Here is a 22,732-nt window from a genome sequence, read left to right on the forward strand (position 1 = left end):
GCATCGGCGCACACGGCGCCGGAAGCGACCCCGACTCCGTCGGGAACCACGCCTGCCGACGCGGCAGGCAAGTCGGCGGCCCCGAGGCCGTCCGCCCCCGGGGTCGGCCCGGGTCCGGCGGGAGCCGTCCCGGGCGCCCGACCGGGACCGGCAGGTTCCATCCCGGCCGCCACGTCGGGGACGGGACGAGCCGGGTCAGCCGCCGGACCGGGACCGGCAGGGGCCGTCCCAGCGGACACGTCGGGGCCGGCCGGAGCCGGGTCAGCCGCCAGGTCGGGGCCGGCAGGGGCCGTCCCAGCGGACACGTCGGGGCCGGCCGGAATCGGGGCGGACGGCCGGTCGGGGGCGGACGAGGCCGGGAGGGTCGGCTGGGGGGTGAGGGCGGATTCCGCGAGGGTGCGGAGGGCCGTGAGGAGGGGGGCTATGGCCGGCTCGTGGCGGAGGGGGGCGTCCGTGCCGTCCGTTTCGGCCGGGACTCCCGCCGCGATCAGGGCGCGGCGCATCTGCGGCAGGGTGCGGCCGCCGGCGCGGACCAGGACGGCCATGTCCTGCCACGGAACGCCCTCCTCCAGGTGGGCCCGGCGCAGGATGTCGGCGATGTTGTCCAGTTCCGCACCGGCCGTGGGGTAGGTGAACACCTCGACCCGGCCGCCCTCGCGGGTCGACGCGAGCGCGCGGTGGGCCCGTACCGCGGCCGAGGGCAGGCGCGGCACCTGCATGCGGGTGGCCAGGTGGCGGGTGGCGGCCAGGAGGACCGAGGACGAGCGGCGGGAGACCGTCAGGGCACGGACCTCCGCTCCGGGGAAGGAGGTCTCGAAGTCCAGGATGTTGTTGATGTCCGCGCCGCGGAAGGCGTAGATCGACTGGTCGGGGTCGCCGAAGGCGGTCAGCCGCCCGGAAGGGCCGGCCAGCGCGCGCAGCAGCCGCAGCTGGGAGGCGTCCGTGTCCTGGTACTCGTCCACGTAGATCACGTCGTACAGGGACGCGAGCGAGGGGGTGCGCTCCGCCAGGAGGACCGCGCGGTGGAGGAGTTCCGCGTAGTCCAGGGTGCCCTGGAGGTCCAGGACGTCCAGGTACTCGGCGAGGAAGGCCGCCGCCGCCTTCCAGTCCGGGCGGCCGAGGCGGGACGCGAAGTCGGAGAGGGCCTGCGGGCCCAGGCCCAGCTCGCGGGCGCGGGCGAGCACCGCTCGGACCTCGTCCGCGAAGCCCCGCGTGGTCAGCGCGGCCCGCAGGTCGTCAGGCCAGCGGATCGAGCGGATCCGGCGCTGGCCTTCGAGGAGGGTGCGGACCATGACGTCCTGCTCCGGGCCGGAGAGGAGGCGCAGCGGGTCCGCGAAGAGTTCCGCGTCCTGGTGGGAGCGGACCAGCCCGTAGCAGAAGGAGTGGAAGGTGGTGGCCTGCGGGGCGCGCGCGCCGCCGAGCCGCAGGGCGGTCCGGTCGCGCAGTTCGACCGCGGCCTTGCGGCTGAAGGTGAGGATCAGCACCCGCGCGGGGTCGGCCCCTGCCTCGACGCGGGCCGCGACCGCTTCCACCAGGGTGGTCGTCTTTCCGGTGCCCGGTCCGGCCAGGACCAGCAGCGGGCCGCCCGTGTGCTCAACCACCGCCCGCTGCGCTGCGTCCAGCACAGGGGGATCCACCCGCTCCGCACCGGTACGCACCAGGCGGTACGCGTCCGGGGTCCGCGTACGCCGCCGCTCGGAGCGGTGGCCGTCGGAGGAAGAGGTGTTCACGTGGGGTGCCGGTCCTGGTGGGTCTGCCGTTGCGGCGGTCGCTGCCGCAGCGGTTGCTGCTGTGGTGACGGCCCGGGCGGTGGCCGTGGCCGAAGCCTCGGCCGAAGCGGTGGCCGAAGCCGAAGAGGCAACGCTACGGCAAGGCGCGCGGCGGGCGCAGTTTCCCCGGGACTCCGGTCCCCGCTCCGGCGCTCGCTCGGGCCCCCGCTCCGGCTCCCGCACCGGCCCTCGCTCCGGCCCTCACTCCCGGTCCCGCTCCGGCCCTCGGTCCAGCTCCCGCACCGCCCCTCGCTCCGGCGCTCACTGCCATCCGGTCCCACGCGTCCCCCGTACGGGGCTTCGCACGTCCCTTCGACTGCCCCTCCGGGCCGCACATGGCCGAAGCTGTCACATGTGACCTTCGTCCCGCGCTGCGTCCCCGTCGAACCCGTCCCAGCGTGCCCGCCGCATGTCGAGCCGCGGTTCGCCGTCGCCGGTGAGCCGCAGCGGGGTGGCCTCGGCCCGGTAGTTCTCCAGCGCCCGCCGCTCGCTGCCGGGCAGCGGACGGCCGTCCGCCCGCACCACGCGCCACCAGGGCACGGCTCCGCCGTAAAGCGCCATGACGCGGCCCACTTGGCGGGGCCCGCCCTCGCCGAGCCACTCCGCGACGTCGCCGTACGTCATCACCCGGCCGGGCGGAATCCGCTCGGCCGCCTCCAGCACCCGCTCCGCGTACGCCGGCAGCTCTTCGCTCATTCGGCCCATGGTGCCGCACCGGACCGACAAGGGAGCGCCCAGCACGTGGAAGCCGGTGTTCCGGACCGGCTCGCACCCTGCTGCCCCCCGCGGCCGCCGGTCCATGCCACCATCTTCCGGGCGGTGACGCGTGATACGTGATCAAGAAGAGACGGAAGTGACGGGAAAGGAGCAGGGTGTGAGTCCTCCGGACGGCGCGGCGGCGAACGACGGCGCGCGCCCAGACGAAGGCCCGCCCCCGGGCCGCGAGGACACCCACGCGGACCTGCCACCGGCTCCTTCTCCGCATCAGGCCCCGCCCCCTGTCCCGGTCCGTGCTCCGGTCCCTGCCCCGGCTCCGGTCCCTGACCCTGCCCCGGCTCCGGCCGCGGCCCCCGGGGACGCCGAGACCCCGCACGGCCACACCCCGACGGCCGCCGACCAGGTCGAGGTCGACGAGCCGCTGCTCGCCGCCCGCGTGCACCGCCCCTCCGACCTCGTACGCCTCCTCGTCGGGATCCTCGGCATCGCCGTCGTCCTCGCCATCGCCGCCTTCGCCCACGGCACCACCGCGGGTCTGGAAGCCGACATCAGCAACGGCACCGGGCAGGCGCCCGACGCACTGATCAAGGTCGCCGGACTGGTGTCCAGCATCGCCGTGCTCCTCGTGCCCGTGGCCTTCGCCATCGAGCGGCTGATCAAACGCGACGGGCTGCGCATCGCCGACGGCGTGCTCGCCGCCGTCCTCGCGCACGGGGTCACCCTCGCCACCGACCTGTGGGTCTCCGAGGCCGCGCCCGAGACCATTCAGGAGGCCCTCACACGCCCCATGAACCTCGGCGGCTCCCTCAGCGATCCGGTGCACGGCTACCTCGCGCCCGTGATCGCGTACATGACCGCCGTCGGGATGACCCGGCGCCCCCGCTGGCGGGTCGCACTGTGGGTGGTCCTGCTGCTGGACGCCTTCGCGATGCTGGTCAGCGGCTACACCACCCCCTTCTCGATCATCCTGACCGTGCTGATCGGCTGGAGCGTCGCGTACGGAACCCTGTACGCGGTCGGCTCGCCGAACGTCCGCCCGACCGGGCAGAACCTCCTCGCGGGCCTGCGCCGGGTCGGTTTCCAGCCGGTCAGCGCGATGCGCGCCGAGTCCCCGGAGGGTCCCGACAGCACCGAGGTCAGCGACCGGGGGCGGCGCTACCACGTCACGCTGGAAGAGGGCCCACCGCTCGACGTCACCGTCGTGGACCGGGAGCAGCAGGCCCAGGGCTTCTACTACCGGGTCTGGCGCCGCCTCACGCTGCGGGGGATCACCACACGGCGCAGTCTGCAGTCCCTGCGCCAGGCGCTGGAGCAGGAGGCGCTGCTCGCGTACGCGGCCATCGCCGCCGGAGCCAACGCGCCCAAGCTCATCGCCACCTCCGAGCTCGGTCCGGACGCCGTGATGCTCGTCTACGAGCACCTGGGCGGCCGGAGCCTGGACCAGCTGGCCGACGAGGAGATCACCGACGAGCTGAGCCGCAACGCCTGGCAGCAGGTACGGGCCCTGCAGTCCCGGCGGATCGCACACCGCAGGCTGACCGGGGACGCCCTCGTGGTGGATCGTTCCGGCAGTGGCGACGGCAGCGATGGCGCCCCGGCGGCCACCATCACCCTGACCGACCTGCGCGGCGGAGAGATCGCGGCCGGCGACCTCGTGCTGCGCATGGACATCGCGCAGCTGCTCACCACCCTCGGCCTGCGGGTCGGCGCCGAGCGCTCGGTCGCCTCGGCGGTGTCGGTGCTCGGCCCGGACGCGGTGGCGGACTGTCTGCCGCTGCTCCAGCCGATCGCGCTGAGCCGCTCCACGCGGGCGACGCTGCGCAAGCTGGCGCGGGAGCGGGCGGACCGGGAGCGGGAAGCCGTACTGGAGTCCTCGCGGGCGGCGAAGGCCCTCCGCGAGGCGGGCTCCGCTTCGCCCGCCACCCGCTCCGCCGGCGAGAAGAAGGCCGAGAAGAAGGCCCTGGACGACGCGCTCGACGGGGCCCGCGAGGAGGATCTGCTGAGCCAGATCCGCCAGCAGGTGCTGCTGATCCGCCCGCAGGCGCCGGTGGAACCGGCCCGGCTGGAGCGGATCCGGCCGCGCACGCTGGTGTCGTTCATCGCGGGCGCGTTCGGCGCGTACTTCCTGGTCACCCAGATCGCGCACGTCGACTTCGCCACCACCATCGGTGATGCGCAGTGGGGCTGGGTCGGGGTGGCGCTCGCCTTCTCGGCGCTGACCTATTTCGCGGCGGCGATGAGCCTGCTGGGCTTCGTGCCCGAGCGGGTGCCGTTCCTGCGGACCGTACTGGCCCAGGTCGCCGGATCCTTCGTGAAGCTGGTGGCGCCGGCGGCGGTCGGCGGTGTCGCGCTGAACACCCGCTTCCTCCAGCGGGCCGGCATCCGCCCGGGGCTGGCCGTGGCCAGCGTGGGCGCCTCGCAGCTCTTCGGGCTGGCGAGCCACATCCTGCTGCTGCTGTCCTTCGGTTATCTGACGGGGACCGAGAAGACCCCCGAGATGACCCCGTCGAGGACGGTCATCGCCGGTCTGCTGACGGTGGCCGTGCTGGTGCTCGTGGTCACGGCCGTGCCCTTCCTGCGGAAGTTCGTGGCGACCCGGGTACGGGCCCTGTTCGCGGGAGTGGTCCCGCGCATGCTGGACGTGCTCCAGCGGCCGCAGAAACTGATGACGGGCATCGGCGGGATGCTGCTGCTGACGGGCTGCTTCGTGATGTGCCTGGACGCCTCGATCCGCGCCTTCGGCGGCGGCGAGGAAATCAGCTACGCGAGCATCGCCGTGGTCTTCCTGGCCGGCAACGCCCTGGGCTCGGCCGCTCCGACACCGGGCGGCATCGGAGCGGTGGAGGGCGCGCTGACGCTGGGCCTGGTCGCGGCGGGGCTGGACGGCCAGGTGGCCTTCTCGGCGGTGCTGCTGTTCCGCGTGGTGACGTTCTGGCTGCCGGTGCTGCCGGGATGGATCTCCTTCAACTTCCTGACGCGCAAGGAAGCGATCTAAATCCCCTGGAGCTCTGGCGGCGGCGCTGCCTAGGGTGACCGGATGAACGCACTACGGATCGTGTCCGACCGGGGGCAGTGGCGGAGCGGCTTCGAGGAGCGGGTCCTGGCCGGGTACCGGGCGGCGGGATGCCCGGATCCGCTGGCCCGGGCGCTGCGGGACCGGGCGCTGAAGGGGATCGACGACTGGACGGTGGCCACCGACGGCGCGGGGTGGATCGCGGTCGGGGTGTCCGAGGACAACGGGGCGACCGTGGGCCGGATCCACGACCTGACGGCGTCGGACACCGCGACGGCCCGCGAGTGGGCCGAGCGCTGGTGCGCCGAGCAGGGTGCACGGCGGGTGGAGGTCCGCCTCACCGGCGGAGCGGTGGCAGGGGCAGGCGCCGGAGCCGGAGCCGGAGCCCCGGCGGGGCCCTTCGCCGGCTACTCCGTACGGGGCCAGAGCCGGATGCGCGCCATCGCCGAGCACCCGGCCCTGCCGCCGGGCCTCACCGTCCGCCGGCTCACCGAGGAGGAGTACCCGGGCTGGTACGCCGGCGAGGAGGCCGCGTACGTGGCGGACATCGTGCGGGCAGGGGTCCTGACCCCGGAGCAGGCCAAGGCGAAGTCCGACGAGGACTTCGCCCGCCACCTCCCGCAGGGCTACCGGACGCCCGGACACGCCTTCTACGCGCTGGAGGCCGACGGGCAGGTGATCGGCACGGGCTGGGTGAACCACGGCTTCCTGCCCGGCGTGACCTTCGGCTTCTCGCTGGAGGTGTACGAGGAGCACCGCGGCAGGGGCTACGGCCGGGCCGCGATGGCCGTCGGCGAGTGGGCCACCCGGCAGGGCGGTGACCAGGCGCTGATGTTCAACGTCTTCGGGGGCAACGAGGTGGCGATGGGCCTCTACGACAGCACCGGCTTCGCCGTGCTGGACGAGTTCCGCTCGCTCCCCCTCTGAAGAGCGCGCGGGCCGCGCGCGCGGCCCCTCCGGAGCCCGGTTCGGTGGCCCGTCCGGAGCCCGGTCCGGAGGCCGTCTCGGAGGCCCGACCGGAGGCCCGTCCGGAGCGAGCGCCGCGGCCCGTCAGTAGATCAGCAGCAGCGAAACCGACAGGGCCGCCGAGCACACGAGTTCGACGGCCCCGATCACCGGCGCCCTGAGCCCGCGGCCGGGGAGTACGGCGGCGCGGGCCAGGTAGCCCGCGAAGGGGATCGCCAGCCACGGGGACAGGAGGGCCGCCAAGGCGGTGGCCGCCGCGTGGTAGGCCACCGAACCGCGGTAGTACGTAAAGGAGTTCCGCTCCCTGATCATCGTCTTCACGTACGGGACCGTGCCCGCGAAGTACAGCAGGCAGGCGGCGGCCGGCGCCCAGGGCAGGCCTCCACCGCCCAGCCGCGCCGCCACCAGCAGCATCCCGCACGCCGGGACCACCGCGACCAGACCGTTGACCAGTGCCCGCTCCCAGCCCAGCCACGCGAACCAGGTGTTCACGGCCACACAGGGCGCCGCCGCCGCGCCCGCGAGCAGCAGCCACGGCTGGAGCACCGCGAGCGGGATCCCCGCCAGGGCGGTGGCCGCGCCGAGGACGAGGGCCGGGCGGACGTGCCGCCGCGCCACCTCCGGGCGCCGGGCGGCGACCCGGCGCAGGCGCAGCCACTGCTGGGCGTGGAAGACCGCCGCGTAGCCGAGGAGCCAGGCCGCCAGGAGCAGGGCGTGCTGCCGACCCGGCTCCGGGGAGAGGAACGTGCCCACGAGGAAGGGCACCGTGAGCATCGCCCACGCCCCGTGCTGGTCCGGGATCCAGGAGGCCTTCTTCGGCGGCACGTTCCCCGACCTTCCCTTCGGCGCTTTCCCGGAATTGGTATTCAGGCTCGTAATTTTGCGGCCGCACAAAGGAGTTGGCCTTCTCCAGGGTGGCATCCACCCGGCCCGCGAAAGACCGGAATTAGGTCACGCCCCTACGGGACCTTTGTCATCGGATTCGCCTCCGCGCCGGGCGTAGCGTCGTGTCTGGGTCATCTTGCCCGGACCCCACGCACCGCCACGCACCGCCTTTTATTCCGGCCTGGAGGGTCGCCTTGCACGAGCGCCATGTACGCGACGGACGCGACGGACACCAGGACGCCGCCGAATCCCTGATCAGGGCGGGCAGCTTCTTCAGGACCGCCGAGGTCTCCGACGACCTGCGGACCGTCCACCACACCGGCGGCCGCGCCGCGGAGGCCTTCTACCGGGACCGGTGGAGCCACGACAAGGTCGTGTACTCCACCCACGGCGTGAACTGCACCGGCTCCTGCCGGTGGAAGGTCTACGTCAAGGACGGGATCATCACCTGGGAGACCCAGTCCACCGACTACCCCTCCGTGGGCCCCGGCAGCCCCGAGTACGAGCCCCGCGGCTGCCCGCGCGGCGCCTCGTTCTCCTGGTACTCCTACTCCCCCACCCGGGTGCGCTACCCGTACGTGCGCGGCGCCCTGCTGGAGATGTACCGCGAGGCCAAGGCGCGCCTGGGCGACCCGGTCGAGGCCTGGGCCGACATCCAGTCCGACCCGGTGCGCCGGCGTACGTACCAGCGGGCGCGCGGCAAGGGCGGCCTGGTGCGGGCGACGTGGGAGGAGGCGACGGAGATCGTCGCCGCCGCGCACGTGCACACGATCAAGGAGCACGGTCCGGACCGGGTCGCCGGCTTCTCGCCGATCCCGGCGATGTCCATGGCCTCGCACGCGGCCGGTGCCCGTTTCCACTCGCTCATCGGCGCGCCGATGCTGTCCTTCTACGACTGGTACGCCGACCTCCCGGTCGCCTCCCCGCAGGTCTTCGGTGACCAGACGGACGTCCCCGAGTCGGGCGACTGGTGGGACGCCGCCTACCTGATGATGTGGGGCTCGAACGTCCCCGTCACCCGCACCCCGGACGCCCATTGGATGGCCGAGGCCCGCTACCGCGGCCAGAAGGTCGTGACGGTCTCCCCGGATTACGCGGACAACACGAAGTTCGCCGACGAATGGATGCACCCGCACCCCGGCACGGACGGTGCGCTGGCCCTGGCGATGGGCCACGTCATCCTCAAGGAATTCTTCGTCGACGAGCAGACCCCCTTCTTCACGGATTACGTCCGCCGGTACACCGACCTGCCTTTCCTGGTGTCCCTCACCGAAACCGAACAGGGCCTGGTTCCCGGAAAGTTCGTCACCGCGGCCGATCTCGGTCACGCGGATCTTCCGGACGCGGGCGAGAACGCGCAGTGGAAGACCGTGCTGATCGACGACACCACCGGCGAGATCGTCGTCCCGAACGGCACCCTCGGCCACCGCTGGGGCAGGAACGAGAAGCCCGAGTGGAATCTCGAACTCGGCGACACCGTCCCGCGCCTGACCCTCCACGGCACCGCCGACGAGAGCGTGGAGATCACCCTGCCCCGCTTCGAGGACGACGAGCAGGGCGTGGACCAGGACGGGAGGCCGCGCGGCACGATCCGCCGCGGTGTGCCCGTACGGCGCCTGGCGACGGCCGGCGGGGACCGGCTGGTGACCACCGTCTTCGACCTGATGCTCGCCCAGTACGGGGTCGGCCGCGAGGGTCTGCCCGGCGTGTGGCCCACCGGCTACGAGGACGCGAGCGCCCCGGGCACCCCCGGCTGGCAGGAGTCTCTGACCTCGGTCCCGGCGGCCCAGGCGACGCGCGTGGCAAGGGAGTTCGCGCAGACGGCGGAGGACTCCCAGGGCCGCTGCATGATCCTGATGGGCGCGGGCACCAACCACTGGTTCCACTCCGAGACGATCTACCGCTCCTTCCTGGCCCTGCTCACCCTCACGGGCTGCCAGGGCCGCAACGGCGGCGGCTGGGGCCACTACGTCGGCCAGGAGAAGTGCCGCCCGGTCACCGGCTGGGCGACGCTGGCCGCCGCCTCCGACTGGTCGCGCCCGCCGCGCCAGATGATCGGCGCGGCCTGGTTCTACCTGCACACCGACCAGTGGCGCTACGACACCCTGCCGGCCGAGGCGCTCGCCTCCCCGCTCGCTTCCGGCGCCTTCGAGGGCATGACGGGCTCGGACTGCCTGGCGGCGAGCGCCCGGATGGGCTGGATGCCCTCGTACCCGACCTTCGACCGCAACCCGCTGGAGCTGGGCGAGGCCGAGGACCCGGTCGCCGAAACGATCCGGCAGCTGCGGAGCGGCGAGCTCGGCTTCGCCGGCGAGGACCCGGACGCCCCGGGCAACTGGCCGCGCGTGCTGAACGTATGGCGGGCCAACCTGCTGGGCTCCAGCTCCAAGGGCAACGAGTACTTCCTCAAGCACCTCCTCGGCACGCACTCCAACCTGCCCGAGGACGGGCCGCGCTGCACGCCGAAGGACGTGACGTACCGGGAGGAGGACGTCGAGGGCAAGCTCGACCTGCTCATGTCCATGGACTTCCGGATGACGTCCACGACGCTGCTCTCCGACGTGGTGTTCCCGGCGGCCACCTGGTACGAGAAGCACGACCTGTCCTCCACGGACATGCACCCCTTCCTGCACGCCTTCACCCCGGCCGTGGACCCGCCGTGGCAGGCGCGCTCCGACTACGACGCCTTCACGTTGCTGGCGGAGCGTTTCGGCGAGCTCGCGGGGACCCACCTGGGCGTCCGCAAGGACCTGGTCGCGACCGCCCTGCAGCACGACACCCCGGGCGGCGAGATGGCCCAGCCGGGCGGGGTCGCGCTGGACTGGTCGAAGGGCGAGTGCGAGCCCGTACCGGGCCGGACCATGTACAACCTGCAGGTCGTGGAGCGGGACTACGGGGCGGTCGGCGAGAAGTTCGCCGCGCTCGGCCCGCTCGTCGACACGCTGGGCGTCACCACGAAGGCGGTCACCTTCGACGTGGCCGAGGAGATCGCCTACCTCGGCGCGAAGAACGGCACGGTCCGCGGCGGCGTCGCCGACGGCCGTCCGCGCCTGGAGACCGCCCAGCAGGCCTGCGAGGCGATCCTCTCCCTGTCCGGCACCAGCAACGGCCGCCTCGCCACGCAGGGGTTCGAGACGCTGGAGAAGAAGGTCGGCACCCCGATGGCCCATCTGGCCTCCGAGGCCGAGGGCAAGCGGATCACCTTCGCCGACACCCAGGCCCGCCCGGTCCCGGTGATCACCTCGCCGGAGTGGTCGGGCTCCGAGTCCGGCGGGCGCCGCTACACGGCCTTCACGATCAACACCGAGCACCTCAAGCCCTGGCACACCCTCACCGGCCGCCAGCACTTCTTCATCGACCACGACTGGCTGCACGAGGTCGGGGAGTCCCTGCCCGTCTACAAGCCGCCGCTGAACATGCACACCCTGTACGGGGAGCCCGAGCTCGGCACGGTCGACGAGAAGGCGAAGTCGGTGGCCGTCCGCTACCTGACCCCGCACAACAAGTGGGCGATCCACAGCCAGTACCAGGACAACCTCTACATGATGACCCTGGGCCGCGGCGGCCAGACGGTGTGGATGTCCCCGCAGGACGCCGAGGCGATCGGAGTCGCGGACAACGACTGGATCGAGGCGGTCAACCGCAACGGCGTGATCACCGCCCGCGCGATCGTCTCCCACAAGATGCCGCCCGGCACGGTCTACATGAACCACGCGCAGGAGCGCACGGTCGGCGTCCCCAGGACGGAGAAGACCGGCCGTCGCGGCGGCATCCACAACTCGCTGACCCGGGTGATGCTCAAGCCCACCCACCTCATCGGCGGCTACGCCCAGCTGACCTGGGCCTTCAACTACCTCGGCCCGACCGGCAACCAGCGCGACGAGGTGACGGTCATCCGCCGCCGCGACCAGAAGGTGGAGTTCTAATCGTGCCCCGTCGCGAAGCGACCATCGGACGTGTGATGGCCCAAGTAGCCATGGTCATGAACCTCGACAAGTGCATCGGCTGCCACACCTGCTCGGTCACCTGCAAGCAGGCGTGGACCAACCGGCAGGGCACCGAGTACGTCTGGTTCAACAACGTCGAAACCCTCCCCGGCCAGGGTTACCCGCGCCGCTGGGAGGACCAGGAGAAGTGGAAGGGCGGCTGGGAGCGCACCCGCTCCGGCAAGCTCCGCCTGAGAGCGGGCGGGCGCCTCGCCAAGCTGGGCAAGATCTTCGCGAACCCGGACCTGCCGGAGATCGACGACTACTACCAGCCCTGGACCTACGAGTACAAGAACCTCACCGAGGCCCCGGCGGGCGACGACATGCCCACCGCCCGGCCCGTCTCCCAGCTCACCGGCGAGCCCATCGACACGATCGAGTGGGGTCCGAACTGGGACGACAACCTCGGCGGCGCGCCCACGCACGCACCGCGGGACCCGATCATCGAGAAGATCCGCGACGAGGTCGGCGAGAAGATCCGCTTCGAGTTCGAGCAGAGCTTCATGTTCTACCTCCCGCGGGTCTGCGAGCACTGCCTGAACCCCGCGTGCGTCTCCTCCTGCCCCTCCGGCGCGATGTACAAGCGCGAGGAGGACGGCATCGTCCTGGTCGATCAGGACCAGTGCCGCGGCTGGCGGATGTGCGTGACCGGATGCCCGTACAAGAAGGTGTACTTCAACCACCGGACCGGCAAGGCGGAGAAGTGCACCTTCTGCTTCCCGCGCATCGAGGTCGGCATGCCGACCGTGTGCTCGGAGACCTGCGTGGGCCGGATGCGCTACCTCGGCGTGATGCTCTACGACGCCGACAAGGTGGCCGAGGCCGCCGCGGCCGAAGACGAGCACGATCTGTACCCGGCCCAGGTGGAGTGCTTCCTGGACCCCGCGGACCCGGCCGTGATCGCCGCCGCCCGCGCGGCCGGCATCACCGACGAGTGGCTCGACGCGGCCCGCCGCTCCCCGGTCTACGACCTGATCGCCACCTACCAGGTCGCCCTCCCGCTCCACCCGGAGTACCGGACGATGCCGATGGTCTGGTACGTCCCTCCGCTCTCCCCCGTCGTCGAGGCGGTCGCCGCCACCGGCAGCGACGGCGAGGACGCCGGCAACCTCTTCGGCGCCATCGAGGCCATGCGCATTCCCGTCGAGTACCTCGCGGAGGTCCTCACCGCCGGGGACACCGTGCCGGTCGAGGCGGTGCTGCGCCGGATGGCCGCGATGCGCGCCTACATGCGCCGCGTCAACCTGGGCGAGGAGCGGGACGAGTCGATCGCGCGGGCCGTCGGGCTGTCCGGCCAGGAGATGGAGGACATGTTCCGGCTCCTCGCCATCGCCAAGATCGAGGACCGCTTCGTGATCCCCAGCGCCGCCCGCGCCGAGGCCGACGCGCTCGCCGACTCGCACCCGCTGGACGTCCCGGACCAGGGCTGCCCCGTCAGCGCACTGCCCGAACCCCGGGTGATGCTCAATCTCGGTGATACCAGGAGGCGTTCGTGAACCGGGACCCGATGAGTGGCGATGCACGGGTGCGGCTGGTCGCGGGCTGCGTCCTCCAGTACCCCGGCGACCACTTCCACGACGAACTCCCGCGGCTCCGTGCGGCCCTCGCCGGGGCGCCCGCCGAACCGGCCGCGCTGCTCGGCGCGTTCCTCGACGAGGCGGAACGGCAGACCCCGATCGAGCTGTGTTCCCAGTACACCTCGACCTTCGACACCCGCAACCGGCGCTGCCTCTACCTCACCTGGTGGGTGGACGGGGACACCCGTCGGCGCGGGCTGTCCCTGGTCCGGCTGAAGCGGATCTACCGGGACTTCGGGCTGGAGTTCGCGGGCGAGGAGCTGCCCGACTTCCTGCCGGTGGCCCTGGAGTTCGCCGCCCGCGAGGAAGAGGCCGGCACCCGGCTGCTCCAGGAGCACCGGGCCGGGCTGGAGCTGCTGCGCCTGGCGCTCACCGAGTCCGGGTCCCCGTACGCCCGGGTGCTGGAGGCCGTCTGCGCGACGCTGCCGGGGCCCTCCCCCGAGACCAAGGCGGAGGCGAAGGCCCTTGCATCGAGCGGGCCGCCGCAGGAGCTGGTGGGCGCGGGATCGGCGCTCGAACCCTTCGGGCCGGGCCTCGACGTGCCGGCCGACCTCCCCCTCGGAGCCCCGGCCGACCTCCCCTGGCCCACGACCGCTCCCGCCCTCTCCGCCGCCTCCGCCGCCTCCGCCGCCTCCGAAAGGATGCCCGCCTGATGGACCTCATCCTGTGGGGCGTACTGCCGTACGTCTCGATCGCGCTGCTGATCGCGGGCACGGTCTGGCGGGCCCGCTTCGACACGTTCGGCTGGACCACGCACTCCTCGCAACTGCACGAGTCGCGGCTGCTGCGCATTGGCTCGCCGCTCTTCCACTTCGGGATGCTCTTCGTGGTCCTGGGCCACGTGGTCGGCCTGCTGATCCCGAAGAGCTGGACCGACGCGATGGGCCTGAGCGACCACGCCTACCACCTGATGGCCGTCTCCACCGGCACGGTGGCGGGCGTCGCGGCCGCCGCCGGCATCGGGATCCTGGTCTACCGCCGCTTCAAGGTGCCGGCCGTGCGCCGGGCGACGCTGCGCAGCGACCACCTGATGTACACGTTCCTGCTCGGCGCGATGGTGCTGGGCCTCACGGCGACCCTCCTCAACTCGACGGGGATGACGAACGACTACAACTACCGCGACGGCATCTCGCTGTGGTTCCGCAGCCTGTTCACCTTCACCCCGGACTACCACCTGATGGCGGGCGCCCCGCTCGCCTTCAAGCTGCACATCCTGTTCGGCTTCACGCTGTTCGCGCTGATCCCGTACTCGCGGCTGGTGCACGCCTTCTCCGTGCCGCTGAAGTACCTGTTCCGGCCGTACGTGGTCTACCGCAAGCGGGACCCGAAGGAGCTCGCCAACCGCCCGAGCAAGCGCGGCTGGGAGCGCGTCTCGTGACCCGTCGCCCCGCACCCACGATCGTCCGCAGCCCCCGCCACGCGGTCTCCGAGCGGCCCTTCATCGTCATCTGGGAGGCGACCCGGGCCTGCCCGCTCGCCTGTCTGCACTGCCGGGCCGAGGCGCAGACCCTGCGCCACCCCGAGGAGCTCGACGGGGCGGACGCCCGGCGGGTGATGGACCAGATCGCGGCCTTCGGCAGGCCCGCCCCGCTCTTCGTGATCACCGGCGGGGACCCCTTCCAGCGCGCCGACCTCACCGACCTGGTGGCGTACGGGACCTCGCTCGGTCTGCGGGTCGCGGTGTCCCCGTCGGGTACGCCGACGCTGACCCGGGAGAACCTCATGGCGGTACGGGAAGCGGGGGCCATCGCGCTCTCGCTCTCCCTGGACGGTTCCACGGCGGAGCGCCACGACGCCTTCCGCGGGGTGCCCGGGGTCTACGACTGGACACTGGACGGCTGGCGGGCCGCCCGCGAGCTCGGGCTCAAGGTGCAGATCAACACCACGGTCACCCGCGACGGCCTGGAGGACCTGGCCGACATCGCGGCGCTGGTCAAGCGCGAGGGCGCGATGCTGTGGTCGGGCTTCGTCCTGGTCCCGACCGGGCGCGGCGAACAGCTGGACCCGCTGACGGCCGCCGAGATCGAGGACGTCCTGCACTTCCTGTACGACTGCGGGGCGGTGATGGCCACCAAGACGACGGAGGGCCACCACTTCCGGCGGGTCGCGCTGCAGCGCACCGTACTGGAGGCGCGCGGCGAGCGGCCCGTGCTGGGCGCGCTCTACGAGCGCCTCTCGGCCCGCGCCCGCGAGCTGGGGCTCTTCGACGGGGAGCGGCGGGCCGTGCGCCGGCCGCCGATGGACGTCTCCTCGGGCCGCGGCTTCGTCTTCATCTCGCACACGGGCGAGGTGCACCCCAGCGGCTTCCTGCCCCTCTCGGCGGGCAACGTGAAGAACCACCCGCTGACCGAGATCTACCGGGGCTCGGCGCTCTTCACCAAGCTCCGTGACCCCTCGCTGCTGCGCGGCACGTGCGGGGCGTGCGAGTTCAAGACGGTGTGCGGCGGGTCGCGCTCCCGGGCGTACGGGTTCACGCGCGACGTGCTCGAAGCGGACCCGTACTGCGCGTACGAGCCCGGCAGCTTCCCCTATCAGGAGGACCTCAGGGCTCTGGCCGAAAGCATGAGGCGCTGACCTACCGCGTTCCCATAGGTTTCATACGGGAACATATCGACCTCGGGGCCACGGGAGAACACCATGCGTTCAGTGATCGTCATCGGTGGCGGGATCAGCGGTCTGGCCGCCGCGTGGCAGTTGCGCAGCCAGGCCGATGTCACCGTCCTGGAGAGCCACGCCAAGGTCGGCGGGAAGCTCCGGACCGGCACCATCGCCGGCATCACCGTCGACGAGGGCGCGGAGTCCCTCATGGCCCTGCGCCCGGAGGCCGTGGAACTGGCCGCCGCCGTCGGACTCGGCGAGGCCCTCTGCGATCCCGCGAAGTCCGCCACCACCATCTGGACCAACGGCGCCCTGCGGCCACTGCCCGCCGGACACGTGATGGGCGTCCCCACCGACCCCTCCGCTTTGAGCGGCACCGGGCTCCTCTCCCCCGAGGGCGTCGCCCGCGTCGCGGCCGAGGAGACCCTCCCGGCCGCCCCGCTCACCGAGGACTGCTCGGTCACCGCCTACCTGGCCGGCCGCTTCGGCCAGGAGGCCGTGGACCGGCTCGTCGAACCCGTGCTGGGCGGCGTCTACGCCGGCCTCGCCGACCGCCTCTCGCTGCGCGCGGCCATGCCCCGGATCGCGGCCCTCGCGGAACAGGGCACGCCGCTGCTTCCGGCCCTGCGCCGGATGCGCGCGGCCGGCGCCCCCCGCCCGGGGGCCGTGGCCGTCCAGGGCGTCGTCGGCGGCACCGGGCGCTTCGCGGCGGCCGTCGCGGAAGCCTGCGGGGCGCGCATCCTCACCGGGACGACGGCCCGCTCGCTCCAGCAGAGCGCCGGCGGCCGCTGGCGCGTCCAGGCGATGACCGGCGACGGACCGCTGACGATGGAGGCGGACGCGGTGATCCTCGCGCTGCCCGCCTTCGCGTCCGCGGAGCTGCTGCGCCCGCACTCCCCGCTGGCCGAGGCCGAGCTCTCCTCGATCCCGCACGCCTCCACGGCCGTCATCACCATGGCCTTCTCGCGCGCCCGGGCCCACTTCCTCCCCGAGGGCAACGGCTTCCTGGTCCCGCCGGTCGACGGCCACACCCTCAAGGCCGCCTCCTTCCTCTCCAACAAGTGGTCCTGGCTGCACGACTCGGCCCCCGAGACCTTCGTGCTGCGCGCCTCCATCGGCCGCATCGGCGAGGACGATCTACTCGGCCGCCCCGACCGCCACCTGGTCCGCTCGGCCATCGCCGAGCTCCACCACGCGGTGGGCGCCATGGGCGAACCCCTGGCCACCCGGGTCACCCGCTGGGACCGGGGCCTGCCCCAGTACGGCGTCGGGCACCGCGAGCGCGTCGCCCGCATCCGCGAGGCCACCGGCAAGCTGCCCGGCATCGCGCTGTGCGGAGCGGCGTACGAGGGCGTGGGCGTGGCCGCCTCCGTCGCGACGGGGCGCGCGGCGGCGAAGCAGGTCCTGGCGCAGCCCTAGCGGCCCCGGGCCTGGCCCGCCCCGGCCCCGGCCCCGGCGGGTCCGGCCTCCGCCGGGGCCGGGACCCGGCGAACCGCGGCTCTTCGTATCGGGCGGGTATCAGGGAGCGCTCGACTCTTCATCTGATCGGTGCGCGGGACCGTCGCGAGGGGGACCGCCGCGGCCGCTGCCCTATCGTTCCTTCCAGGTCCCCGTCCCCCGAACAGGAGTCGTCCCCCCGTGTCCTCCCCCACCCCGGCTCCCGCCTCCCCGCGACCCGTTCGCGTGCTGCTGGTGGAGGACGACGAGCTGATGCGCCGCTCGTTCACCGTCTCCCTGGAGCGCTACGGGTACACGGTCCGGGCCGCCGCCGACGGACTCACGGGCCTCGAATCCTTCCGCGACGAGGACTTCGACCTGCTGATCCTCGACGTGATGCTGCCCGGCCTCGACGGGATCGGCCTGTGCCGCAAGGTCCGCGAGTCCAGCCTGGTCCCGGTCCTGATGATGTCGGCCCGGGGCGACGGGCTGGACATCGTCGCCGGTCTGGAGGCCGGGGCGGACGACTACGTCGTCAAGCCGGTGGACACCAACGTCCTCGTGGCCCGCATCCGCTCGCTGCTGCGGCGCGCCACCTACGCCCCCGCCCCGGCGGCCGGGCACGCCGGTCACGCCGGTCACGCCGGTCAGGCCACGGCCGGGGGGCCGGGGCCCTCCGAGGGAGAACTGCTGGCCTTCGGGGATCTGACCCTCCACACCGGCGGCCTGGACGTGGCCGTCGGCGGAACCCCGGTGGCGCTGACCCCGACCGAGCTCAAGCTGCTGCTGGAGTTCGCCGCCCACCCGGGCATCGTGCTGGAGCGGCACACCCTGCTGCGCAACGTCTGGGACTACGGCTGGGACGGCGACAGCCGCGTCGTGGACCTGTGCGTGCAGCGGCTGCGCGGCAAGCTCGGCCGGGACCGGATCGAGACGGTCCGCGGCTTCGGCTACAAGCTCAGGCGTTGAGGGCGGTGCGTCCGTTCCGCCGCCCCGGCCCGCGCCGCGTGCCCCTGCGCTGGAAGATCGCCGCGCTGGCCGCGGCCACCGGTTGCCTGGTCGCCGCCGCGGTCGGCGTACTGGTGCACGTATGGACCGCGCGGGAGATCCGGGAACAGGCCGAGATGCAGGCCTCCAACAGCGTGTACTCGGCCATGGAGACCTACCGGCGCACCGGAACGCTCGTCGACGGTGCCGAACTCGATCCCCCCGAACTGCCCGCCTCACTGAGGCACCTGTCCGACGGCGACCGGCACACGGCCTCCTACGGGGGCCTCGACGAGATGGTCCCCCCGGGCGTCTGGGGCGCCCAGCGGGTCGGCGGTCCGGGAAGCCCGGTGCTCGCCCTCCGGGTCAGCATGAACGCGGGGCTCTACGGGCTGCGCCAGCTCGACGTGACCATGGTGGTGGCCTCGCTGGTCGTCCTCGCGGGGGCCACGCCCCTGGCGGCCTACGGAGCCGGGCTGCTCGCCCGCAGGCTGCGGCAGGTCTCCGAGACCGCGGGCCGGATCTCCGCCGGGGACCTCGACGCCCGGAGCGGGATCACCGAGGGCCGCGACGAGGTGGACGACATCGCCGCCACCGTCGACCTCATGGCCGACACCCTCGGCCGCCGGCTGCGCGACGAGCGCCGGTTCACCGCGGACGTGGCCCACGAGCTGCGCACCCCCGTCGGCGGTCTGCTGGCCACCGCGGACCTGCTGCCGCCCGGCGAGACGGAGGACCTGCTCCGGGCCCGGGTACGCGATCTGCGCGGGCTGGTCGAGGACCTGCTGGAGGTCTCCCGGCTGGACGCCGGCGCCGAACTCCCGGTCCACGCCCGGGTCCCGCTCGGCGCGGTCGTCGCCGAGGCGGTGACGCGCACCGGACTGGCCACCGGGGTCGAGGTCGCCGGGCGGGCGGAGAGCGTGGAGACCGATCCGCGCCGCCTCGAACGGATCGTCGGCAACCTCGTCGTCAACGCCCACCGGCACGGGAAGGCCCCGGTGACGGTCACCGTCGAGGACCGTACGGTCGTCGTACGCGACCACGGCCCGGGATTCCCCGCGGACCTGCTGCGCGACGGCCCGCGCCGCTTCCAGACGGGTGCGGCCGAGCGCGGCTCGGGCCACGGTCTGGGCCTGACCATCGCCGTGGGCCAGGCCCGGGTGCTCGGCGCCGAACTCCGCTTCGACAACGCCCCGGACGGCGGCGCCGTCGCCACGCTGCGCCTGCCGGGCTGACCACCCGCCGGCCCGCCGGCCCGCCGGCTACAGGATCGATACACACCGGAGCGACCGCCGATACCCCGCGGCCCAGGCCCCGATACGTCCCCCGGACACCCTTCGGAATGCACCTTCCCGCGCCCGAAGAGGAGTCCCCGTGACCGCCGCCCCCCATGCCCCGCACCCGCTGCACGCGCCGACCGGCATCGCGGCCGCCACCACCGGCCTCTCGAAGGTCTACGGCAGCGGTGACACCCGGGTCGTCGCCCTGGACGGGGTCAGCATCTCCTTCCGCGAGGGCGAGTTCACCGCGATCATGGGCCCCTCCGGCTGCGGCAAGTCCACCCTCATGCACTGCGCCGCCGGACTCGACTCCTTCAGCTCCGGCTCCGCCCGCATCGGCACCACCGAACTGGGCTCCCTGAACGACGAGCAGCTCACCCGGCTGCGGCGCGACCGGATCGGCTTCATCTTCCAGGCCTTCAACCTCATGCCGACACTGACCGCGCTGGAGAACATCACCCTGCCGCTGACCATCGCCGGCCGTGAGCCCGACCGGCAGTGGCTGGACCACGTGGTCTCCCTGACCGGCCTCTCGCAGCGCCTCGGCCACCGTCCCGGGCAGCTCTCCGGCGGGCAGCAGCAGCGCGTGGCGGTGGCCCGGGCCCTCATCACCCGGCCCGCGATCATCTTCGGCGACGAGCCCACCGGAAACCTCGACTCCCGCGCCGGGGCCGAAGTCCTCGGCTTCCTGCGCGACTCGGTGCGCGAGCTGGGCCGGACCGTGGTCATGGTCACCCACGACCCCGTCGCCGCCGGGTACGCGGACCGCGTGGTGTTCCTCTCCGACGGACGGCTGGTCGACGAGATGGCGCAGCCCACCGCGGACCGGGTCCTGGACCGGATGAAGGCGTTCGAGGCGCGCTCGCGCACGAGCTGACCCGTCCGCCTCCCGCACCGAACCAGCCGCCCGCCCGCTCCCCCGGGCCCGCCCCACCAGGATCCGCATCCCATGTTCCGTACCGCCCTGCGCAACGTGCTCGCGCACAAGGCCCGCCTGCTGATGACCGTGTTCGCGGTCGTGCTCGGGGTCACCTTCGTCACCGGCAGCCTCGTCTACGGCGACAGCCAGAAGCAGGCCGCCGTCGACCGGGCGAGCGCCGGCTACGACCGCGTCTCCCTCAACGTCTCGCCCAACTCCGTGCCCGGCGCCCCGCCCGCCACCCTCGACGCCCGCACCACGGCCTCCCTGGCCGGGGTCCCCGGCGTCGCCGCCGCCGCGGGCCGGGTCGACGGATTCGCGGCCGTCGCCGACGCCGAGGGACGGCTGCTGGGCAGCGGCGAGTTCCGCAAGGGCGGCAACTTCGCCCCGGGCAAGGACGGCACGGACCCGGCCTACACCTTCGAGGAGGGCTCCGGCCCGGTCGGCGCCAAGGCCGTCGCCCTCGACCAGGCCTCCGCAGCCAGGGGCGGCTACCGCGTCGGTGACACGGTGCGCGTCGGCACGAGCACCGGCGCCGAGTCCTACGAGCTCAGCGGCGTCTTTCGCACCGACGCCTCGAAGCTCACCCCCGGGGGCAGCCTCGTGCTGTTCGACAACGCCACCGCACAGCGGCTGTACCTCCGGCCCGGCCGGTACACGGACATCGAGATCACGGCCGTACCCGGCACGGATGTGACGCAGCTCCTCGGCCGGGTCGAAGCGGTGATCCCCAAGGACTCCACCGCGGTCACCGGCGCCCAGCTCGCCCGGCTCCAGGCGAACATGGCCTCCGGCGACAGCGACACCATGAGCCAGATCATGCTGGGCTTCGCGGCGGTCGCCCTGTTCGTGGCCACCTTCCTCATCTCGAACACCTTCACCATGCTGGTCTCCCGCCGCACCCGGGAACTGGCCCTGATGCGGGCCGTCGGCGCCACCCGCAAGCAGGTGCGCCGGATCCTGCTGACCGAGTCCGTGCTCGTCGGCCTGATCGCCTCCGCGGCCGGCATCCTGGCCGGCACGGGGGTCGCCGCCCTGCTCCAGACCCTCTTCTCCTCCGCCGACAGCCCGGACGCCCCGCTGACCCTGCTCCCCTCCACGGTGATCATCGCGCTGGTGGTCGGCACCGCCCTGCCCGTGATCGCCGCCTGGGTGCCGGTCCGCCGGGCCATGGCCATCCCGCCCGTCGCCGCCCTCGGAGCCGCCGAGCCCGCCGCGCCCGCGCGCGCCGGCTCCCTGCGCTCCGGCCTCGGTGCCGCCCTGCTGCTCACCGGAGCGGCCGCGACCCTGTACGGAGCCCTCGGCGCCGACGGCGACGCCCGGACCGTCATCGGCCTCGGCGCGGCCCTCACCCTGACCGGCGCGATCGGCCTCATCCCGCTCCTGTCCCGGCCGTTCACCGCCCTGCTCCGGCCGCTGCTGCTGCGCTTCAGCCCGGTGCACGGCGACCTCGCCGCCCGCAACACCGTGCGCGACCCCCGGCGTACCGGCGCCACCGCCGCGGCGCTCGCCATCGCCCTCGCGCTCGCCTCCGGCCTGTCCGTCCTCGGCGCCTCCGCCACCCGGTACCTCGACGGAGCGACCACCCGGGACATCACCGCCGACTACCTGGTGCAGGCACCCTCGGGCGGGCAGCGGATGACCCCCGCCACCGCCGAGCCCCTGGCGAAGCTGCCCGGCGCCGCCTACAGCCCGCTCAACCAGTCCACCGAGTACCGGATCGGCGGCGTCCCCTCCGTCCTGACCGGCGTCGACCCCGCGACCATCGGCCGCCTGCTGCGCTACGAGGTGACCGCGGGCTCCCTCGACAGCCTCGCCCGGGGCCAGGTCGCCGTCGCCGACTACAAGGCCGGGCCCAACGGCTGGAGGGTCGGCCAGAGCCTCCCCGTGAAGCGGCAGGACGAGCAGGGCGAGGTCACCATCGGCGCGATCTACCGCGCGGACGAACAGAGCAAGGTGCTGCCCAGCATCACCGCACCCGACTCGCTGGTCGCCCGCTTCGACCCCACCCCGCACACCGACGCCATCGTCGTGGCCACCGCGGGCGGCCCCGGCCGGGCCCAGCGCGCGAGCGTCGTCAAGGCGCTCGGCGACAACCCCGCCCTGTCCGTCCTCGACAAGGAGGCCGTCCGGGCCGAGGACACCAGCGGCATCGGCGACCAGCTGGGCATCTTCTACGCGCTGCTCAGCATGTCCCTGGTGATCGCCGCCCTCGGCATCGCCAACACCCTCGCGATGGCGGTGCTCGAACGCCGCAAGGAGATCGGCACGCTCCGCGCCCTCGGCCTGGACCGCGCCGGAGTGACCCGGATGATCCGCATCGAGGCCCTGCTCGTCGGCGCCCTCGGCGCGGCCGTCGGCACGGTCATGGGCATCTTCATGGGCTGGGCCCTCGGCAACACCCTCCAGGAGAGCGTCGCGGGATACGCCCTGGTCGTCCCCTGGGGGCGGCTCGCCCTCGGAGTGCTGCTCGCCATGGCGGGCGCCCTGCTCGCGTCCCTCTGGCCGGCCCGCAGGGCCGCCGGTGTCGACATCCCCGCCGCCACGGCCGCCCACTGACCGCTCGCCCTCGCGCCCCCGTGACCCGGATGGGTCAGC

The 22,732-nt window shown here is 73.2% G+C and carries 15 protein-coding genes; 12 read left to right on the plus strand and 3 right to left on the minus strand.

Annotated features, from left to right (window positions below; genetic code table 11):
• A partial coding sequence (locus ABZY57_RS22315; RefSeq protein ID WP_356514517.1) for a UvrD-helicase domain-containing protein occupies positions 1 to 1,730 on the minus strand: 1,730 nt, incomplete at its 3' end.
• Between the two features lie 387 nt (positions 1,731 to 2,117).
• Entirely contained in the window at positions 2,118 to 2,474 is a 357-nt protein-coding gene (locus ABZY57_RS22320; protein ID WP_356514519.1) for an MGMT family protein, read from the minus strand.
• 169 nt (positions 2,475 to 2,643) lie between these two features.
• Between ABZY57_RS22320 and ABZY57_RS22325 the strand changes: the two genes are divergently transcribed.
• Together ABZY57_RS22325 and ABZY57_RS22330 are read left to right on the plus strand one after the other, a co-directional pair.
• The gene (locus ABZY57_RS22325) at positions 2,644 to 5,481 is read left to right on the plus strand and encodes a lysylphosphatidylglycerol synthase transmembrane domain-containing protein (RefSeq protein WP_356514521.1); all 2,838 of its coding nucleotides are present in this window, start codon (positions 2,644 to 2,646) and stop codon (positions 5,479 to 5,481) included.
• A gap of 42 nt (positions 5,482 to 5,523) precedes the next feature.
• Positions 5,524 to 6,426: a GNAT family N-acetyltransferase gene (locus ABZY57_RS22330; RefSeq protein ID WP_356514523.1), complete on the plus strand. Its 903-nt coding sequence runs from the start codon at positions 5,524 to 5,526 to the stop codon at positions 6,424 to 6,426.
• A gap of 123 nt (positions 6,427 to 6,549) precedes the next feature.
• Here the strand turns inward: ABZY57_RS22330 and ABZY57_RS22335 are convergent, their stop codons facing one another.
• Positions 6,550 to 7,290, minus strand: coding sequence for a YwiC-like family protein (locus ABZY57_RS22335; protein ID WP_356514525.1), 741 nt, complete (start codon positions 7,288 to 7,290; stop codon positions 6,550 to 6,552).
• A 254-nt stretch (positions 7,291 to 7,544) separates the two neighbouring features.
• Here ABZY57_RS22335 and ABZY57_RS22340 point away from each other — a divergent pair, with 254 nt between their 5' ends.
• The 10 genes from ABZY57_RS22340 to ABZY57_RS22385 all read left to right on the plus strand — a co-directional run bounded on the left by ABZY57_RS22340 (position 7,545) and on the right by ABZY57_RS22385 (position 22,693).
• Entirely contained in the window at positions 7,545 to 11,276 is a 3,732-nt protein-coding gene (locus ABZY57_RS22340; protein WP_356514527.1) for a nitrate reductase subunit alpha, read from the plus strand.
• Positions 11,277 to 11,311: 35 nt separating this feature from the next.
• The gene (gene narH / locus ABZY57_RS22345) at positions 11,312 to 12,832 is read left to right on the plus strand and encodes a nitrate reductase subunit beta (protein ID WP_356514550.1); all 1,521 of its coding nucleotides are present in this window, start codon (positions 11,312 to 11,314) and stop codon (positions 12,830 to 12,832) included.
• Positions 12,833 to 12,843: 11 nt separating this feature from the next.
• Positions 12,844 to 13,566, plus strand: coding sequence for a nitrate reductase molybdenum cofactor assembly chaperone (gene narJ / locus ABZY57_RS22350; RefSeq protein ID WP_356514529.1), 723 nt, complete (start codon positions 12,844 to 12,846; stop codon positions 13,564 to 13,566).
• Positions 13,566 to 14,291 carry a respiratory nitrate reductase subunit gamma gene (gene narI, locus ABZY57_RS22355; protein WP_356514531.1) on the plus strand — a complete coding sequence of 242 codons (726 nt, stop codon included), beginning with the start codon at positions 13,566 to 13,568 and terminating at the stop codon, positions 14,289 to 14,291. Before narJ ends, narI begins: the two co-directional genes overlap by 1 nt.
• Positions 14,288 to 15,487: a TIGR04053 family radical SAM/SPASM domain-containing protein gene (locus tag ABZY57_RS22360; RefSeq protein ID WP_356514533.1), complete on the plus strand. Its 1,200-nt coding sequence runs from the start codon at positions 14,288 to 14,290 to the stop codon at positions 15,485 to 15,487. Before narI ends, ABZY57_RS22360 begins: the two co-directional genes overlap by 4 nt.
• Positions 15,488 to 15,550: 63 nt before the next feature.
• Positions 15,551 to 16,930, plus strand: a complete 1,380-nt coding sequence (hemG, locus tag ABZY57_RS22365; protein WP_356514535.1) for a protoporphyrinogen oxidase — start codon at positions 15,551 to 15,553, stop codon at positions 16,928 to 16,930.
• Between the two features lie 219 nt (positions 16,931 to 17,149).
• Positions 17,150 to 17,917: a two-component system response regulator CseB gene (gene cseB, locus ABZY57_RS22370; RefSeq protein ID WP_356514537.1), complete on the plus strand. Its 768-nt coding sequence runs from the start codon at positions 17,150 to 17,152 to the stop codon at positions 17,915 to 17,917.
• A gap of 5 nt (positions 17,918 to 17,922) precedes the next feature.
• Entirely contained in the window at positions 17,923 to 19,170 is a 1,248-nt protein-coding gene (locus tag ABZY57_RS22375) for a HAMP domain-containing sensor histidine kinase (RefSeq protein ID WP_356514552.1), read from the plus strand.
• A gap of 169 nt (positions 19,171 to 19,339) precedes the next feature.
• On the plus strand, positions 19,340 to 20,092 hold the full coding sequence (locus ABZY57_RS22380; protein WP_356514554.1) for an ABC transporter ATP-binding protein: 753 nt from the start codon (positions 19,340 to 19,342) through the stop codon (positions 20,090 to 20,092).
• Positions 20,093 to 20,164: 72 nt separating this feature from the next.
• The gene (locus ABZY57_RS22385) at positions 20,165 to 22,693 is read left to right on the plus strand and encodes an ABC transporter permease (protein WP_356514538.1); all 2,529 of its coding nucleotides are present in this window, start codon (positions 20,165 to 20,167) and stop codon (positions 22,691 to 22,693) included.
• The last annotated feature ends 39 nt before the right edge of the window (positions 22,694 to 22,732 follow it).

The sequence above is a fragment of the Streptomyces sp. NPDC006450 genome (genome assembly GCF_040612195.1).
Classification (GTDB): Bacteria; Actinomycetota; Actinomycetes; order Streptomycetales; family Streptomycetaceae; genus Streptomyces.

Bases quoted from the DNA above. Each gene is read 5' to 3' on its own strand.
- ABZY57_RS22320 (WP_356514519.1), bottom strand. From the start codon at position 2,474: ATGGGCCGAATGAGCGAAGAGCTGCCGGCGTACGCGGAGCGGGTGCTG.
- ABZY57_RS22330 (WP_356514523.1), top strand. From the start codon at position 5,524: ATGAACGCACTACGGATCGTGTCCGACCGGGGGCAGTGGCGGAGCGGC.
- narH (WP_356514550.1), top strand. From the start codon at position 11,312: ATGGCCCAAGTAGCCATGGTCATGAACCTCGACAAGTGCATCGGCTGC.
- narJ (WP_356514529.1), top strand. From the start codon at position 12,844: ATGAGTGGCGATGCACGGGTGCGGCTGGTCGCGGGCTGCGTCCTCCAG.
- narI (WP_356514531.1), top strand. From the start codon at position 13,566: ATGGACCTCATCCTGTGGGGCGTACTGCCGTACGTCTCGATCGCGCTG.
- hemG (WP_356514535.1), top strand. From the start codon at position 15,551: ATGCGTTCAGTGATCGTCATCGGTGGCGGGATCAGCGGTCTGGCCGCC.
- ABZY57_RS22385 (WP_356514538.1), top strand. From the start codon at position 20,165: ATGTTCCGTACCGCCCTGCGCAACGTGCTCGCGCACAAGGCCCGCCTG.